Here is a 16,224-nt window from a genome sequence, read left to right as displayed (position 1 = left end):
TTGCATTTTTGGCCATCCCACGTGGCTCACCAGTTGAAAAAGGGATTTCCGAAAGGCGAGCGCCCGAAAGGCTGGCTGCGTGGGTATGCGTAGCGGAAGTCGCTCCCCGGACTGCGCCGCCGCCGCTTGATGCCGCCTTGCGGCTCGCCGCTCAACAGCACCACGAATTCCGTTCCCTTGCCGGTTTCAGAACTCATCGGCTCGTCGGTGACGATCAGAGAGGATCGCGGCGCAATGCCGGCGATGCGATTCACTGCGTCCTGCGGAATGACGATGCGGTCGAGCGCGGCCTTTGCACTGTCCGGGTCCGTCGGCACCGGCTCAACGCCGCGACCGCTATTCCCGCGCGGCCGGTCCTCTGGCTCAGCCGAGCCGCTTGGCGCACCTCCGCTGCGCAATGAGACGACGCTCCATCGCAAACTGGCGTCGTCGGCCGTGCGCCCGATGGCGGTGAAGACATGCGTGCCGATCGCACGATCGGGGTCTGCGATCGTGACCGGACTTTCAAAGACCGGCTCAAATGCCTGCCGCACATAAAGCCGCTGGGTCTTGCGGCTGATCAACACCGATACCGGCTGGAGTTCGCGCGCGATCTGGCGGGCCGCCTCGGCTGCCGCGGCCCGCGCAGTCTCCGCCGCGGCGGCGGCTTCACGCGCAGAGGTGACGGCATCGAGCCTCAGTTGCAGATCCACGTTGGCGACGTCCCATTGCAGCTGCAGCTCCGCGATTTTGGCGACGGCCTGCGCCTTGGCGTCCTCAGCCTGCTCCTTTGCCTCCGCGGAGATGTCGGAGCCAAGTTTAGTCTCGGCGGCGGCCAACTGTGCCTCGGCTCTGCGCTTCAGATTTTCCGCCGCGCGAACCGGCGTCCTGGCCTGCGTGGCCTCCCGCAAGGCCGTCCCGGCGGCTATTCGCGCCTCGGCTGCTTTCCTCGCCGCCTCTTGCGCCTCCGTGGTCCGGGCGGCGGCCAGGGCGGCCGCACCGGGCTTCGGTTGGAACAGAAGCGGATGGGCGAACTCGACAGGCGCCACATCGCCTGGCGCCACGATCACCCGCATGCCCATCGCGGTCGCGCCGAACAGCTGTTCGGCAAAGTCGAACGGCAGTCTGATACAGCCATGGGACGCCGGACGCCCCGGCAGCACGCCGCCATGGAGGGCGATGCCCGACCAGGTGATGCGTTGCATGTGCGGCATGAAGGCGTCGTCATACAGGTTCGAGTAATGCTCCTCGACTTTCTGGATGACGCTGAAGATCCCTGCGGGTGTCTCGCGTCCCTTCGTGCCGCTCGACACCGGCGCCCGCAGGATCCACCCCGTGGCGTCGTAGACGGTGATCCGCTGGCTGCGAAGCGAAACGATGGCCATGGTCGGCTCGCCGGCGCTGCGCGACTGAATGGACTCGATCGGGCGTTGGCTCTGGCCGCTTCTGGCGGGCGCATCGTTCCCCGCCGCGATCAGCAAGGCCAGACCCGCAACGGCCAGACATGCGGGCCGCAGCCGCTTCTGCCTGCACACTGGATTTACGCAACGAGACGTCATCCGCGTCCCAACTGATCGATCGGGTCAACGCCGGCTTCCACGCAAATACATTCAACGCCATTCGGTCGGACTTGCCAACCTGGAACTGCGTCAGCGCTACTTCGCCGCGTGGCCGCCCTTCGCCCCGCCGACCACGACGCCTGCCGCCTTTTCGATCGGCTTGATGGCAGCGGTAAAATCCGACTCCGCGCCCTCGTCGCGGATGACGACTTCCCACAGGCGCCCGACCGCTTCGGCGACTTCCATCGACAGCCCCAGCGATTTCATCTCCTCCAGCGCCAGCCGCACGTCCTTCACCATCAACCCGGTGGCAAAGCCGAAATCGAAGCTGCGCGGCAGCACGGCACGGGGAAACTTGTCGCGGCTTGCGGTGTTAAGGCCGGAACCGGCGTTGATGACGTCGATCATCACGGCCGGATCGAGCCCCGCCTTGACGCCCATCACCACGGCTTCCGACGTCGCCACCATGGCGGTGGCCGACAGGAAGTTGTTGGCGAGTTTCATGGTCTGCGCCGACCCGGGCTTTTCGCCGATGAAGAACACTTTTCCGATCACGTCGAGCGCGGGTTTTGTCACTTCGAAATCGGCACGCGGGCCGGACACCATCACCGCCAGCGTTCCTTTCTCGGCGCCGCCGACGCCGCCGCTGACGGGGCTGTCGATCTGCACGATGTTGTTCTTCGCCAGCAGGCCGTGAATTCTGGCCGCCATCTGCGAGCCGACGGTGGAGAGATCGACGAAGCGCTTTACCCGCTTGCCCTCGATTACGCCGCCCGAGCCGGTCGCAACGTCGAGCGAGGCCTGCAGCGACGGCAGGCTTGCCAGCACGGTCTCGCAGCGATCGGCAATTTCCTTCGGTGACGATGCGGCCTGCGCGCCGAGCGCTGTGAGTTTGTCGACGGCTTCCTTGCGCGTATCGAATACCGTGAGCTGATGCCTGGCCTCAATCAGGCGGCGCGCCATCGGGAAGCCCATCTTCCCGAGGCCGATAAATCCGATTTCCATGGTGATGTTTCCTCTTGCTCCGTCATTGCTCGCAATGACGGATGAAATGTCGACTGGTCTCTACGCCTTGTCCAATTCCGCAAACACTTCGCGCGCGATGCGAAAGCTGTCGACGCCGGCGGGCACGCCGGCATAGATCGCGACCTGCATGAAGATCTCGCGGATCTCGTCGCGGCTGACGCCGTTGGTCAGTGCGCCCTTGATGTGCGCCTTCAATTCGTGCGGCCGGTTGAGGATCGAGATCATGGCGAGGTTGAGCATGCTGCGCGTCTTGTGCGGCAATTCCTCGCGGCCCCACACCGCGCCCCAGCAATATTCGGTGACCAGTTCCTGGAACGGCTTGTTGAAACTGTCGGCGTTCTTCAGGGCGTTGTTGACATAGGCCTCGCCGAGCACGGCTTTGCGAATTTCCAGGCCCTTGTCGTGTGTCTTCTGGTCCATGAACGCTTTCCTTACGTATTTTTACGGGTTCGAAACCGACGCTACGGGGCTAAAGCCCGGCAGTCACGCCTTCGTGTTATGCGTAATTCCGGGTGTGGGAACCCTCTGGACGCGGGGTGCCTCAATGCCGCCGCCGTGCTAGGGTGATTTGTCGGCAACCCGGAGAATTTTGTTGAACGAAGCCTCCCCCGACCCCACGAAAACCCCGCGCGAGCCGGATGCTGTCGCGCGGCTTCAACTGACGCAGGCCCTGCAACGGGCTCAGTATGCGATTGCGTGGGAGCGCGCCTGGCCGGGCTTCGCCCGGATTTTAAACGTGGTCGGGCTGTTTCTGGTGGCATCCTGGGCCGGATTATGGCTGGCACTGCCATTTCTAGCACGCGCAATCGGCATCGGTCTGTTTATCGTGCTGGCGCTGGCGGCGTTGTACCCGCTTGCGCGGTTTCGCTGGCCGACCCGCGAAGAGGCGTTGAGCAGGCTCGACCGTGGCACCGGCATTCGCCACCGCCCGGCGACCGCGCTGACCGATACGCTCTCAAACAAGGACCCGATCGCGCAGGCGCTGTGGCGGGAACAACGCGAGCGCACGCTGGCCTCGATCAAGCGGATTCGCGCCGGGCTGCCGTCGCCGCGGCTTCCGATCCACGATCCCTGGGCGCTGCGCGCGCTGGTCATGGTGATGCTGGCGGCCGCCTATGTCGCCGCCGGCGACGAGCGCGCGCTGCGGATTGCCGCGGCGTTCGACTGGAACGGCGTGCTGGCGCCGGCCAACGTCCGGGTCGATGCCTGGGTGACCCCGCCGGTCTATACCGGCAAGCCGCCGGTGATTCTGTCCGCCGCCAGGGATGCGGCTTCGCCCGATAGCGGCGCACCGCTGTCGGTGCCGTCAGGCAGTACGCTGCTGGTGCGCTCCAGCGGCGGCACCATCGATGTCGTGGTCGGCGGCGGCGTGACCGAGGTCGCGCCGGGCGAGCAGGCGCCGAAGGGCACCAACGAACGGCACTTCAAGATCACGGGCGACGGCAGCGCGCATGTCCGCGCGCCGTCCGGCCAGCCGCTGTGGCGCTTCGCGGCCACGCCCGACCGCGCGCCGACCATTTCATTGGTCAAGGATCCGGAACGCCAGGCCCGCGGTTCGCTGCAGATGTCCTACAAACTCGAGGACGATTACGGCGTCACCGAAGCCCGCGCGCAATTCGCTGCCCGCAACGCGGATGCGGCCAAGACCTCCGATGCCAAGACTCCCGACGCCAAGACTCCCGATGCCAAGACTCCCGATGCCAAGACCCCCGATGTGAAGGACGGCAAGAACAAGGAGGCCGACAAGGCCGAGCGGCGGCCGCTGTTCGAGCCGCCGCAGTTTCCGCTGGTGCTGCCGAATGCGCGCACCCGCAACGGCGTCGGCCAGACGGCGAAGGATCTTAGCGAAGATCCCTACGCCGGCGCCGACGTGACGCTGACGCTGACTGCCAAGGACGAGGCCGGCAACGAGGGCAAGAGCGAGGCCTTCAACATGCGGCTGCCGGAGCGGCTGTTCACAAAACCGCTGGCGCGCGCCCTGATCGAGCAGCGCCGCATCCTGGCGCTGGACGCCAACCAGAATGCGCAGGTCTATACCGCGCTCGATGCGCTGATGATCGCGCCGGAATTGTTCACGCCGGAGGCGGGACACTATCTCGGCCTCTACAGCGTGTCGCGGCAGCTGGAGGCGGCGCGCACTGACGATTCGCTGCGCGAGGTCGTCGCCAGCCTGTGGGCGCTCGCCGTCACCATCGAGGATGGCAACATCTCTGATGTCGACAAGGCGCTGCGCGCGGCGCAGGAAGCGCTCAAGCAGGCGCTGGAACGCGGCGCCACCGACGAGGAGATCAAGAAGCTCACGGACAATCTGCGCGCCGCGCTGGACAATTTCCTGCGCCAGCTCGTCGAGCAGCAGCGAAACAACCCGCAGCAGCTGGCGCGCCCGCTCGATCCTAACACCAAGATGCTGAGCCAGCAGGATCTCAAGAGCATGCTCGACCGGTTGGAGCGGCTGTCGAAGTCCGGCGACAAGGATGCCGCCAAGCAGCTATTGGAACAGCTGCAGCAGATGCTGGAAAATCTGCAGATGGCGCAGCCCGGCCAGGGCGGCGACGATATGGAGCAGGCGCTGAACGAACTCGGCGACATGATCCGCAAGCAGCAGCAATTGCGCGACAAGACCTACAAGCAGGGCCAGGATTCCAGGCGCGACCGCATGCGCGGCAAGCAGGGAGACAAGCAGGGCGACCAGAGCATGGGCGACCTGCAGCAGGATCAGCAGGGCCTGCGCGATCGGCTCAAGAAATTGCAGGAAGAACTCGCCAAGCGTGGCATGGGGCCGGGCCAGCGCGGCCAGCAAGGCCAACAGGGTCAGCGCGGCGAACGGGGGCAGGGTCAGCAGGGTCAGGGCCAACAGGGTCAAGGCGGCGACCAGGGCGACGGCGAGGACGGGCTCGATCAGGCCGATTCGGCGATGGGCGACGCCACCGGCCGGCTCGGCGAGGGCAATGCCGACGGTGCGGTGGACTCGCAAGGCCGCGCGCTGGACGCGTTGCGCAAGGGTGCCCAGAGCCTGGCGGAAGCCATGCAGCAGGGTGACGGCGACCAGCCGGGCGACGGCCCCGGCAATCCCAGAGGCCGCCAGCAGGGCGCGGCCAACTCGACCGATCCGCTGGGACGGCCGATGCGCCACAACGAATTCAGCGATGATTATACTGTGAAGATCCCCGGCGAGATCGACGTGCAGCGGGTGCGCCGGATCCTCGAAGAACTGCGGCGCCGTCTCGCCGATCCGTCCCGTCCGCAGATCGAACTCGATTACATCGAGCGGCTGTTGAAGGATTATTGAGCGCTCGCGCTGACGTCGTCACCGGGCGCAATTGTCATAATACGCGGGCTTGACCCGCGTATCCATCTTCTTTGCGAAAGCTCTTGTGAAGCGATGGATTGCCGGGTCATAGGCGAGCGGAAGCGACGCCGTCCTTCAGACGGCTACGCCCGGCAATGACGAGCGGAGGCTACCCAGCCTTCCTCGCCGCCAGCGCATCCGCGACCGCGGTACGGATGTCGTGCACCGAGAACGGCTTCGTCACCACGTCGTGCACGATGGCGTTGAGGCCGGAGGCGCGTTCGCGCTGATCGGCGAAGCCTGTCATCAGCAAAATCTTCAGGTCCGGAAAATCGCGCGCCGCCGTCAGCGCCAATGCGATGCCGTCCATCACGGGCATCTGGATGTCGGTCAGCAGCAGGTCGAACGTGCCGCGTTCGCGGGTCAGGATATCGAGCGCTTCGGCGCCGTCCTCGGCGGTGACGGTCTCGTGGCCGTCCATGGCGATCGCACGCGCCACCAGCGAGCGCATGGAATCCTCGTCATCGGCAATCAGCACGCGTGGCATAAAGTCGTCTCTCTCGCCCCAGCGGGATGGGCAGCCTGGTTCAGGCCTGACCGGCCAGATCCCGCTTGTTGAAAAAGCGTACGTCAATATTGCGGCCTTCGGGCGGCGGCGAAGCCAGCCGCGACTTGAAGTAGGCGCGCTCGCCGGGCTTGAGCGCCGGCTGCTCGAGCACCGCGTTCCAGGCGTAGATCTCGGTGCCTTGCTCGTCGCGGACGGAAAAGCGCAGCCGCGGCAATTCGACCGGGTTTTTGGTCTGGCCTATGATCGTGCCTTCGATGACCAGGACCGGCTTGCCGTCCACGGTCTCGTTGCTGACCTTGATGTCCTTGAACGCCAGCCCGCGCAAGTTCACTTCCAGCCCGACCATCTTGTAGAATGTCGCGGTTTGCGGCAGCAGCCGCACGACATCGGCGCGCCAGATCATCAGCGCCAGGATCAGCGCGCCCATCGCGGCGCAGGCGGTCGGCAGGCCAACAGACGGCATAAAGGGGATGCGGGGCAGGGACGGCGGCCGGAAGAGGCGGGCCAGCCGCTGGCGGTGCGTGGTGATCGGGATCTCTTCATGGTCCTGCGCATCCAGCCGGGCGGCCGACGGCCAGTCGCTGTCGCCGCCTGGTGGCGAACCTTCACCCTCGGCCGGCCAGCCGGCCGAAATCGAGGGGCTGTCGACCACCGGGGCGTCCTGCCCCTCTTCCTCGCGCGCCAGCGCCTCCCATTCGGCTGCGGCATCGTTTTCAGCCGGCGGGGCCGATTGTGCCGAAGCTGGCATGGCGGCCGGCATGGCGTCCGCCATTTCGATCGCGTCTTCGGGCCGCGCCAGCCAGGTTTCCTTGCAGCGCGAGCAGCGGACAGTACGTCCTGCGGGTCCCAAGGCGGTCGGATTGATGGCGTAAGATGTTGTACAATGAGGGCAAACGATATGCATGGAGCCCATCTCTACCGTGTCTTTGTCCGGATGCTACATAGCGACCGTTAACGAATCGGAAACCATAACGGTCGCAAAACCGTTTTGTCCGGTTGGTTCCCAAACCAGCGGGCCACGAGCCCAAAGTTCGGGTTCGGGTCCAGGTTCAGGCTCAAGTCCGGGGTTTACGGCCGCGGCCCACACCGAGCAGAGCTCGGCCACTGTCCACGCCGAGCGGAGCTCGGCAACTGCCCACGCCGAGCGGAGCTCGGCAACTGCCCATGCCGAGCGGAGCTCGGCCACGGCTCATGTCGAGCGGAGCTGAGCTTGGTTCGGTTCGAAAATGTCGGTTTGCGGTACGGGCTCGGCCCGGAGATTCTGCGCGACCTTACCTTCCTGATTCCGGCGCATTCCTTCCAGTTTCTCACCGGTCCCTCGGGCGCCGGCAAGACCTCGCTGCTGCGGCTGTTGTTTCTGTCGATTCGGCCGACGCGCGGCCTCGTCAACCTGTTCGGCCAGGACGTCTCGCTGCTCGGCAAGGATCAGGTCGCGAACATGCGCCAGAAGATCGGCATCGTGCTGCAGGATTTTCGCCTGCTCGACCACATGACGACCTATGAGAACGTGGCGCTGCCGTTCCGCGTGATGGGCCGCGAAGAATCCAGCTATCGCCGGGAGGTGATCGACCTGCTGCGGTGGGTCGGCCTCGGCGAGCGGATGGATGCGCTGCCGCCGATCCTGTCGGGCGGCGAGAAGCAGCGCGCCGCGATCGCGCGCGCGGTGATCTCGCGGCCGCAATTGCTATTGGCGGACGAACCGACCGGCAGCGTCGACCCGACGCTCGGCCGGCGCCTGCTGCGGCTGTTCATCGAATTGAACAGGCTGGGCACCGCGGTGATCATCGCGACCCACGACATCACGCTGATGGACCAGTACGAGGCGCGGCGAATGGTGCTGCACCAGGGACGGTTGCACATCTATGAGTAGGATGGGTGACGAGCATGGGCCGCTGGTGGATCTCGGGACGGAGCGCCCGCAGGTGCCGGCGCGCGCGCGCAACATGTCGCCGATCGTGCCGCGGGCGTCGATCTCCGGCCGCGCGCTGGTCGCCGTCGTCGCCATCATGACGTTCCTCGCTTCCATCACCACCGGCACCGTGCTGCTCGTCAGCGCATCGGCTGCGGAATGGCAGTCCGAAGTCGCCAGCGAAATCACCATGCAGGTGCGCCCGCAGGCAGGGCGCGATCTCGAGCGCGACGTGACCGCGGCGGCGGAGGCGATGCGGACGCAGCCCGGCATCGTCCAGGTCAAGCCGTTCAGCAAGGACGAGTCGGCCAGGTTGCTGGAGCCGTGGCTCGGCAGCGGGTTGTCGATCGAGCAGCTCCCGGTGCCGCGGGTCATCGTCGCGCGCGTGCAGCCCGGCACCACGCTCGATCTCGCAGGCCTGCGCTCCAGGGTGACCCAGGTGGCGCCGTCGGCGAGCGTCGACGATCACCGCGCCTGGATCGAGCGCATGCGCTCGATGACCGGCGCGACCGTATTTGCCGGCATCGGCATCCTGGTGCTGGTGATCGCGGCGACGATCATTTCGGTTTCGTTCGCGACCCGCGGCGCGATGGCGGCGAACCGCCCGATCGTCGAGGTGCTGCATTTCGTCGGCGCCGGCGACCGCTATATCGCCAACCATTTCCTGCGGCATTTTCTGAGATTAGGGCTGGAGGGCGGGGTGATCGGCGGCGGCGCTGCAATGCTGGGTTTCGGCTTCTCCGAATCGATCGCCGCCTGGTTCTCGGGCACCCCCGTCGGCGATCAATTCGCGGCGCTGCTGGGGACGTTTTCGCTGCCGCCCTCGGGCTATCTGGCGCTCGCGGTACAGGCGGTGGCGATCGCCGCCATTACCGCCTGGGCCTCGCGGCGAACGCTGTTCGCCACGCTGGATGACATCGATTGACGCAGGGCCGGGACTCCACTTCGTCTGAAAACGTTCTAGAATTGGGCTAAAGTTTTCCAAGTAAAGTGGGGACCGGTTCGCGTCAGGAAAACGCGTCAAATCGGGAATCTGGAGCCGGGTTTCGATTCCATCGAAACGCGGCTCAAGGGAAGAGGATCGCCGGACCAGATGGGTTTGCAGTACGACGACAGCATGCCGAGAGCGCCGGCCGCGCGGCCGCGCGGATGGCTGCGCGCGGTCGTCGTCGGCGCCATGGCGATCCTGTTCGTCGGCGCGGCGGTGGGCTTCATCGCCTTTCTTTCGCAATTGCGCGGCGTCGAAATCAGGCCGGCGCGCAACGCCGACGGGATCGTGGTGTTGACCGGCGGCTCGTCGCGGGTGTCGGACGCGATGGAATTGCTGGCCGGCGGTTACGGCAAGCGGCTGTTGATCTCGGGCGTGCATCCGACCAATGCCCTGAGCGACATTTCGCGCTCGCTGCCCGACAACCAGTCACTGCTGTTGCGTTGTTGCGTCGATCTCGACCGTTCGGCCGTCAATACCAGGAGCAACGCCGCGGAGACGCGGCGCTGGCTCCGCGAGCGCGGCTTCAAGTCGCTGATCGTGGTGACGTCGAACTATCACATGCCGCGCGCCATCCTGGAGTTGTCGCATGCGATGCCCGACGTCACGCTGATTCCGTTCGCGGTGGTCGGCGACCGCTGGCGCGACGAGCCGTGGTGGACCAGCGGTGCGACGCTGCGCCTGTTGCTGTCGGAATACGCGAAATATGTCGCCGCCGAAGTGCGCGTGCGGCTGGCGGATGCAGGTGTCGACCTGGCGCCCGAACTTTCCGATCAGCCCGCGCCGGCGCCGCGCCGGCCGGCGACGGCGCAAGCCAACTGAGCAGGCTTTTGATTGTCGACACATCGCGCCGGCACGCGGTGTCTCCAACCTGCCGCGCAGTGAATCATTCCGGCGTGATCATGAACGCGTCCGTCGGTGCAAACTGAACGGCGTTAGTGAAATCCCGGCAACCTGCACAAGTCGCGAACTGGCGTCGTCTACGCATCAAGCAAGCGGCGTGGACGAATCTGGAACCAGCACGGGTACCCGGGATGACCGCGGTTCCATGTTGTGTCGATCCGGACTCGCCTGTAGGTTGTTTATCTATGGGTTGGCGACTTAAAGCCATGGCGTTCCGGGTGCTCGAAATGCCGGGCGGGAAGCACGCGCACTATTTCCTGCAACGGCATGTGACGCGGACCTGGCCCCGGCCCGCTGCTACACTTGTTTCACTTCAGAATATTGCCCGCCGTGTCCTCGAGGATTATGCGCGACATGTCGGTGGAACCCCGTCGTCGGTGCTCGAAATCGGCGCCGGCCGGGATCTCGCTGTCCCTTTGGCGCTGCGGCGGCTCGGGGTCGCGAAGGTCATAGCCTCGGACGTCGACCGTCTGGCGCGGCTCGACCTGATCCAGCATGCGGCGCGGCGAATCCTCACCGGTGATGTCACGCTGGAAAGCTGGGACCATCTGGAACGTTTTGGCGTCTGCTACCGTGCGCCGCACGACGTCACTGATACTGATCAGAAGGTCGACTGCTCCTGCTCGAACGAGGTGCTGGAGCACATCCCGCCGGACCAGCTTGTGCGGTTGCTCGCGGGACTGCGGGCGGTGACCATCGGAATCACGACGCATTCGATCGACTACAGCGACCATTATGCCCGTTCGGACAGTAGTCTCTCGCGGTTCAATTTCCTGAAATACGACGACGCGCAGTGGCGCCCGTTCAACAGTGGCTTGCAATACGTCAACCGGCTTCGGCACAGCGATTATGTCAGGCTGTTCCGCGAGGCCGGGTTCGCGATTCTTGAAGAAAGCTCGGTGCCGGGCGAACCATCGGCCGAGATCGTGGACAACGTCGCGCCGCGATTCCGCCAATATGAGCCGGCCGATTTGTTCGCGCTAAGGGGACGGATCGTTGCACAATAGCCTGCCGCCGGTGCTGATCGTGATCTTTGCTCTTTCCGTGGGGCTCCGGCTTTGGGCGGACTTCCATCTCACGCACTGATGGTGCGTTGACGTCGAGCGACGGATCGAGGAGTCACAGCGCACCAGATACAGGCGCAGCATGCCGCGGGTGAACAAACCAATCTATGACGCGTCTTGCGCATCCCCTTTGGCAGGATGAAGCGGATGCGCGTCGTGCAGCATCGCCGCGAGCCGGTGCAATTGGGGATCGCGAAAACCTTCCGCCTCGATCGCCTTCACGGTGGCGAGAACATAGTCGCGGTTGACGCCGGACTGGCCGTGCCCTTGCAGCACATGGCGCAACTGTTCTGCCGGCGACAGCCGTCCGGCATATTGCACATGGCCGCGGTCGACCACGTAGACGAGTGCGCTGACGCGCTGGCGCGCCTCGTTTTCCAGCCACACCGAGCGCTTCACCTCTCGGTAGACCGAGGTGACCTGCTCGCGCTCGCGCAAATAGGCGATGGTGGCGGTGCGGTTCTTCTCCGCGACCCGGAACGCGACGCCGCGGCAGGCGCCGCCGCGGTCGAGCCCGAGCACGAGGCCCGGTTTCTCCGGCGTGCCGCGATGGACGAAGGAATAGACGCAGAGCGCGCGGTGTTCGCCGATCAGCCGCGCCGGAAGGCGCTCGATGAATTCGAAGCCCGGGCGCCACATAAGGGAGCCGTAACCGAACACCCAGAGGTCGCCTGTCGAGAATTCCGTATCGTTGAGATCAGTCGCGGACATACCCTCGCACCGCTACCAGAACCGAACGACAAAGCGAAGTAAAATCAATGCCTTTTGTTGTGATCGGTGGATGCTTACATTTGACAAAATCGCTAGCCAAAGGACGCCGCATGCCTGACACGACCCCCGCGCCGCGCCGGCGCCCGCTGTGGCGCCTCTTCATCATGCCCGCTTTGCTCGTCGTCGCCGCTGCGGCATGGAGCGCATTCTGGTTCTATGCCGCGTCCGAAGTCGGCGTCCGCGCCGACGCGTGGGCCGCGCAGGAGGCCAAATCCGGCCGGGTCTATGCGTGCGCCAAGCGCGAGGTTGCGGGCTTTCCGTTCCGCTTCGAAGTCCGCTGCGACGACGCCAGCGTTGCGCTGGTCTCGCAGACGGCCGATGCGAAGGCGCTGTTCACCGCGCGGCTCGGCGAAATCATGGTGATCGCGCAAATCTACCAGCCGAAACTGCTGATCGCCGAATTCAAGGCGCCGGCCACGCTGGCCGATCGCGGGCAGCCGCCGTCGATGAAGGTGAATTGGACCAGCGGCCGCAGCAGCGTCAGCGGACTGCCTGACATTCCGCAGCGCGCCTCCATCGTGTTCGAGAATCCCTCGATCGATCGTATCAACGGACCGGTGCAGACGCCGCTCGCGCGCGCCGGCCAGGCCCAGCTGCACGGCCGGTTCGCCGAAGGCTCGGCGCAGGACAATCCCGTGATCGAGACCGTGTTGCAGATATCGGGCGGCAGCGTGCAGGAAGTGCACCCGCTGCTGGCTGCGCCGTTCGATGTCGACGTGCAAACCAGGCTGAGCGGCTTGAAGGATTTCAAGCCAAAGCCCTGGCCGGAACGGTTCAGGGAGTTGCAGGCGGCAGGCGGCCGTGTCGAAGTCGTGCGCTCGCGGGTTCAGCAGGGCGATCTGGTCTCGGTCGCCGCGGGCACGTTGAGCCTCAACGCCCAGGGCCGGATCGACGGCGAATTGCAGATGACGGTGGCGGGCATCGAGAAAGTGATTCCGGCGCTGGGAATCGAAAAGATGCTGGAGGAGGGCGTGCCGCAGGCAACGCTCGATCGCGTAGCACCTGGCGTGAAATCGCAAGACCTCAACAATTTGTTCGGCGCGCTCGACCGGGCGATCCCGGGGCTCGGCAAGGTCGTCAAGCAGAACGCCAATACCGGCGTCGCCGCGGGCATCAATGCGCTCGGCAAGGAGGCGGAGCTCGAAGGCAAGAAGGCCCGCGCGTTCCCGCTGCGCTTCGTCGACGGCGCGGTGTTTTTAGGCCCGCTGAAGGTGGGGCAGATACCGCCACTGTTCTAGGACGTCAGGCCAATTCAGGATGGTCGATGGAGGTCCGCTTTGGTTTCGATTCCGGACTTTAGGTCGGACAGCGACCTGCTGAATTACAGCGCTTGGCCGGAACGTTTTTCGAGCCTGGATGCTTGAGTCCGGTTGTATCGTGCGGGCAGTGACAAATAGAGAGGCGAGAATGTTCCTGATGGGACTTGGCGCGCTCCTCGTTATCGGCGGATTCCTGTACATGGCACGCACCGCTATTTGGCGGGGACCGCTTAGTGGCCGGGATTCCTCCCGGCCCGCTCGCGATACTTTGGAGCCGCCACGGCGCAGCTTGCGATTCCTGGGGCTCGGAACGAATTGGCCGGGCCTTTTCCTTATGGCACTCGGTGCAGTTCTGTTGCTATCGGGGGCCGGTTTCTAGCTAGCCTCGACCAGCCGAGCCGATGTGCAGACGGCAGCAGCCAATCCGGGAGGAGGGCATCGGCTATGTCAAGCCGCACTGCGCGGTCCCAGTTGCTGGGGCCACGAGCACGTAACTGGATTCACCCATTGCCGATGCGAGGCGTCCGTCGCTGATCCGGTAGCGCGGCCGATACGAATCGGCGGCGCTGCTCCGGGATCCATTCGATCATTACGAGCTAGCGCTCGCGGCTCCACGGGAAGAGATTGGCCGGGAAATCCGCCGCGTAGCGGTGTCCTTTCCGCAGGTGGGGTTCCTCCTGTGGAGGGTTGGGATCCGGCTCCACCACTTTCCGGTACAGATGCCAGGTGGCATGACCGAGCACCGGCAGAACGACGGCGAGACCGACGAAGAGCGGTATCGAACCGATCACCAGCAGCGCCGCGACGATCAGCCCCCACCCGGCCATCGGAATCGGATTCATCATCACGGCCCGCAGCGACGTCCGGATGGCGTCGATCGCCGTGGCATGCCGATCGAGCATCAACGGAAACGACACGACGCTGACGCACAGCGAAATGACCGCGAACAGAAAACCAACGCCGCAACCGACGATGATGAGCGACCATCCTTCCGGGGTCGTCAGCACGCGCGTTGCAAAATCGGGGATGCTCGCAGCCGGTGCGTGGCCGAAGATTGAGACGTAGATCGCATTCGCTACGCCGATCCAGGCTCCGAACAGAACAAGCAGGAGCACGCCGAGTTCGATCATGGCGCCGAAGGCCGGAGCGCGCAGCACGTGAAGCGCATCCCAGACGCCGACCTCCTCGCCGCGCTCGCGGCGGCGGCTGAGCTCGTAGAGACCGATCGCGGCAAAGGGTCCAAGCAAGGCAAACCCGGCCGCCAGCGGAAACAGCAGCGGCAGTATCGAATAGCCAAGGACCATCCTGAACAGCGCAATACCGAGAACGGGATAAATCACGCACACCACAACCGCGTGACTTGGCATTGCCTTGAAATCTTCCCAGCCCAGGCGCAGCGCCTCGCCCAGGTCGGATAGCTCGATCTTGCGAATCGGATATGTGGCGGCGTCACCGAAAACGTGCCGTCCAAACTTTGCGATGCTGTCAGAATACGTGGTGGCCATAGGCGCAACCTCCCGTGCTCGCAGTAGCGGCGGTCAAACGACGCCGCAACCCGCGTGTCTCCGCATTGATGTGCGAGAGTCGCGGCCGAGCCGAGTACGGCAAACCCTGGTCCAACGAAAGGAGCTTAGCCGGACGAAACTTGTCGCGACCTGCCCGGCGAGCTTAGCGCTATGCGACCCGCACAGCGCTCACGGTTTGGTGAACTATGCACGTTCACGGTCATTTGGTGCGTTGCGTCATCGTCGAACGATTGTGCTGGCTCGTTAGCTTGCTGCATCTGCGCAGCGTGTCGACGCTCAAGTGATCTATTGACGCCAGCGCCGACGCGTACCATCCTCAATTTCTGACGCCCTGGATTCCGACGAAAGCGGTCGTAACGTGTGCCCGGTGCCACGTTTGGATGTCGCGACCGGTCAAAGTGGGCGAGGCAAGACGCACTGCGATGGCGCATGTGAAGTCGGCCATCGAGACAGATGCGGGCTCCGCCCTCTGATTCGACTCCGTTGCCTTTACTGGCAAGAAGGAGCGAGGGATGGTTGTTGCGCTCATATTGCTTCTGGTCGCAGTCGGCTCGGTGCTGTTTCACATCTACAGCCCGTGGTGGTGGACGCCGATCGCCACCAACTGGCGCTACATTGACGACACCATCAACATCACCTTCTGGATCACCGGCGCGGTTTTCTTCGCGGTGATCGCGTTCATGGCCTATTGCGTCTTCCGCTTCCATCACAAGGAGGGAAGGCAGGCGGCCTACAATCCCGAAAACAAAAAGCTCGAATGGTGGCTCACCATCGGGACCGCGGTCGGCGTTGGCGCCATGTTGGCGCCCGGCCTCGTGGTCTGGCACCAGTTCGTCACGGTTCCGGCCGACGCCACCGAGATCGAAGTCATGGGCCAGCAATGGAACTGGAGCTTCCGCCTCCCCGGCAAGGATGGCCGGATGGGTACAACCGATGTTCGCTACGTCAGCTCCGACAACCCCATGGGCTTGAACCCCGACGATAAGCATGGGCAGGACGACGTTGTCATCGCAAGCGACGACTTGCACCTCCCCGTCGGCAAGCCAGTCAAGGTTTTGCTTCGCTCCCTCGATGTCCTGCACGATTTCTATGTGCCCGAGTTCCGCGCCAAGATGGACATGGTCCCGGGTTCGGTCACCTATTTCTGGATGACCCCGATCCGAACCGGAACGTTTGATGTTCTCTGCGCTGAGCTGTGCGGCGCTGCGCACGCGCAGATGCGCGCCAAGGTTTTCGTCGACGAAGCGAGCGACTATCGGACCTGGCTGGAGAAGCAGAAGACGTTTGCGGAATTGTCAGGCCGAAGCGCCATTAAGAGGGCGACGTACGAATCCGGCGGCAAATAAGAAATGCTGCTGCTGCGAAGATAAATTGGGCGCGCAA

The 16,224-nt window shown here is 64.6% G+C and carries 14 protein-coding genes; 7 read left to right on the top strand and 7 right to left on the bottom strand.

The window, feature by feature from the left end; all coding sequences use genetic code 11:
* Nucleotides 1–26: 26 nt before the first annotated feature.
* The 3 genes from V1286_RS30255 to V1286_RS30245 form a co-directional block, all read right to left on the bottom strand.
* Nucleotides 27–1,538: a L,D-transpeptidase family protein gene (locus V1286_RS30255; RefSeq protein ID WP_334485845.1), complete on the bottom strand. Its 1,512-nt coding sequence runs from the start codon at nt 1,536–1,538 to the stop codon at nt 27–29.
* 96 nt (nt 1,539–1,634) lie between these two features.
* Entirely contained in the window at nt 1,635–2,543 is a 909-nt protein-coding gene (locus tag V1286_RS30250) for an NAD(P)-dependent oxidoreductase (RefSeq protein WP_334485843.1), read from the bottom strand.
* Between the two features lie 60 nt (nt 2,544–2,603).
* Entirely contained in the window at nt 2,604–2,984 is a 381-nt protein-coding gene (locus V1286_RS30245) for a carboxymuconolactone decarboxylase family protein (protein WP_108512105.1), read from the bottom strand.
* Between the two features lie 172 nt (nt 2,985–3,156).
* On the opposite strand from V1286_RS30245, the gene V1286_RS30240 reads away from it, so the two are divergent.
* Nucleotides 3,157–5,853, top strand: coding sequence for a TIGR02302 family protein (locus V1286_RS30240; RefSeq protein ID WP_334485840.1), 2,697 nt, complete (start codon nt 3,157–3,159; stop codon nt 5,851–5,853).
* A gap of 169 nt (nt 5,854–6,022) precedes the next feature.
* Here the strand turns inward: V1286_RS30240 and V1286_RS30235 are convergent, their stop codons facing one another.
* Nucleotides 6,023–6,400: a response regulator gene (locus tag V1286_RS30235; RefSeq protein ID WP_334485838.1), complete on the bottom strand. Its 378-nt coding sequence runs from the start codon at nt 6,398–6,400 to the stop codon at nt 6,023–6,025.
* A 40-nt stretch (nt 6,401–6,440) separates the two neighbouring features.
* Nucleotides 6,441–7,325 carry an MJ0042-type zinc finger domain-containing protein gene (locus tag V1286_RS30230; protein ID WP_334485836.1) on the bottom strand — a complete coding sequence of 295 codons (885 nt, stop codon included), beginning with the start codon at nt 7,323–7,325 and terminating at the stop codon, nt 6,441–6,443.
* Nucleotides 7,326–7,631: 306 nt separating this feature from the next.
* Here V1286_RS30230 and ftsE point away from each other — a divergent pair, with 306 nt between their 5' ends.
* The 4 genes from ftsE to V1286_RS30210 all read left to right on the top strand — a co-directional run bounded on the left by ftsE (nt 7,632) and on the right by V1286_RS30210 (nt 11,228).
* The gene (ftsE, locus tag V1286_RS30225; protein WP_108512102.1) at nt 7,632–8,291 is read left to right on the top strand and encodes a cell division ATP-binding protein FtsE; all 660 of its coding nucleotides are present in this window, start codon (nt 7,632–7,634) and stop codon (nt 8,289–8,291) included.
* Complete coding sequence (locus V1286_RS30220) at nt 8,284–9,255, top strand: cell division protein FtsX (protein ID WP_108512101.1); 972 nt, start codon at nt 8,284–8,286, stop codon at nt 9,253–9,255. Before ftsE ends, V1286_RS30220 begins: the two co-directional genes overlap by 8 nt.
* 168 nt (nt 9,256–9,423) lie before the next feature.
* The gene (locus V1286_RS30215) at nt 9,424–10,140 is read left to right on the top strand and encodes a YdcF family protein (RefSeq protein WP_417021195.1); all 717 of its coding nucleotides are present in this window, start codon (nt 9,424–9,426) and stop codon (nt 10,138–10,140) included.
* Nucleotides 10,141–10,352: 212 nt separating this feature from the next.
* Complete coding sequence (locus V1286_RS30210) at nt 10,353–11,228, top strand: class I SAM-dependent methyltransferase (protein ID WP_334485825.1); 876 nt, start codon at nt 10,353–10,355, stop codon at nt 11,226–11,228.
* A gap of 162 nt (nt 11,229–11,390) precedes the next feature.
* On the opposite strand, the gene V1286_RS30205 is transcribed toward V1286_RS30210, so the two are convergent.
* Complete coding sequence (locus V1286_RS30205; protein ID WP_334485823.1) at nt 11,391–11,996, bottom strand: gamma-glutamylcyclotransferase; 606 nt, start codon at nt 11,994–11,996, stop codon at nt 11,391–11,393.
* 110 nt (nt 11,997–12,106) lie between these two features.
* Here V1286_RS30205 and V1286_RS30200 point away from each other — a divergent pair, with 110 nt between their 5' ends.
* Entirely contained in the window at nt 12,107–13,294 is a 1,188-nt protein-coding gene (locus tag V1286_RS30200) for a DUF2125 domain-containing protein (protein WP_334485821.1), read from the top strand.
* Between the two features lie 617 nt (nt 13,295–13,911).
* Here V1286_RS30200 and V1286_RS30195 read toward each other — a convergent pair.
* A complete protein-coding gene (locus tag V1286_RS30195; RefSeq protein ID WP_334485819.1) occupies nt 13,912–14,820 on the bottom strand; it encodes a DUF2189 domain-containing protein in 909 nt (302 codons plus the stop codon).
* 533 nt (nt 14,821–15,353) lie between these two features.
* On the opposite strand from V1286_RS30195, the gene V1286_RS30190 reads away from it, so the two are divergent.
* Nucleotides 15,354–16,187, top strand: a complete 834-nt coding sequence (locus V1286_RS30190; RefSeq protein WP_334485817.1) for a cytochrome c oxidase subunit II — start codon at nt 15,354–15,356, stop codon at nt 16,185–16,187.
* The last annotated feature ends 37 nt before the right edge of the window (nt 16,188–16,224 follow it).

The organism is Bradyrhizobium algeriense (assembly GCF_036924595.1).
Classification (GTDB): domain Bacteria; phylum Pseudomonadota; class Alphaproteobacteria; order Rhizobiales; family Xanthobacteraceae; genus Bradyrhizobium; species Bradyrhizobium algeriense.
The sequence above is the reverse complement of the archived record's forward strand: the minus strand, read 5'-3'. Positions and strand labels throughout refer to the sequence as shown.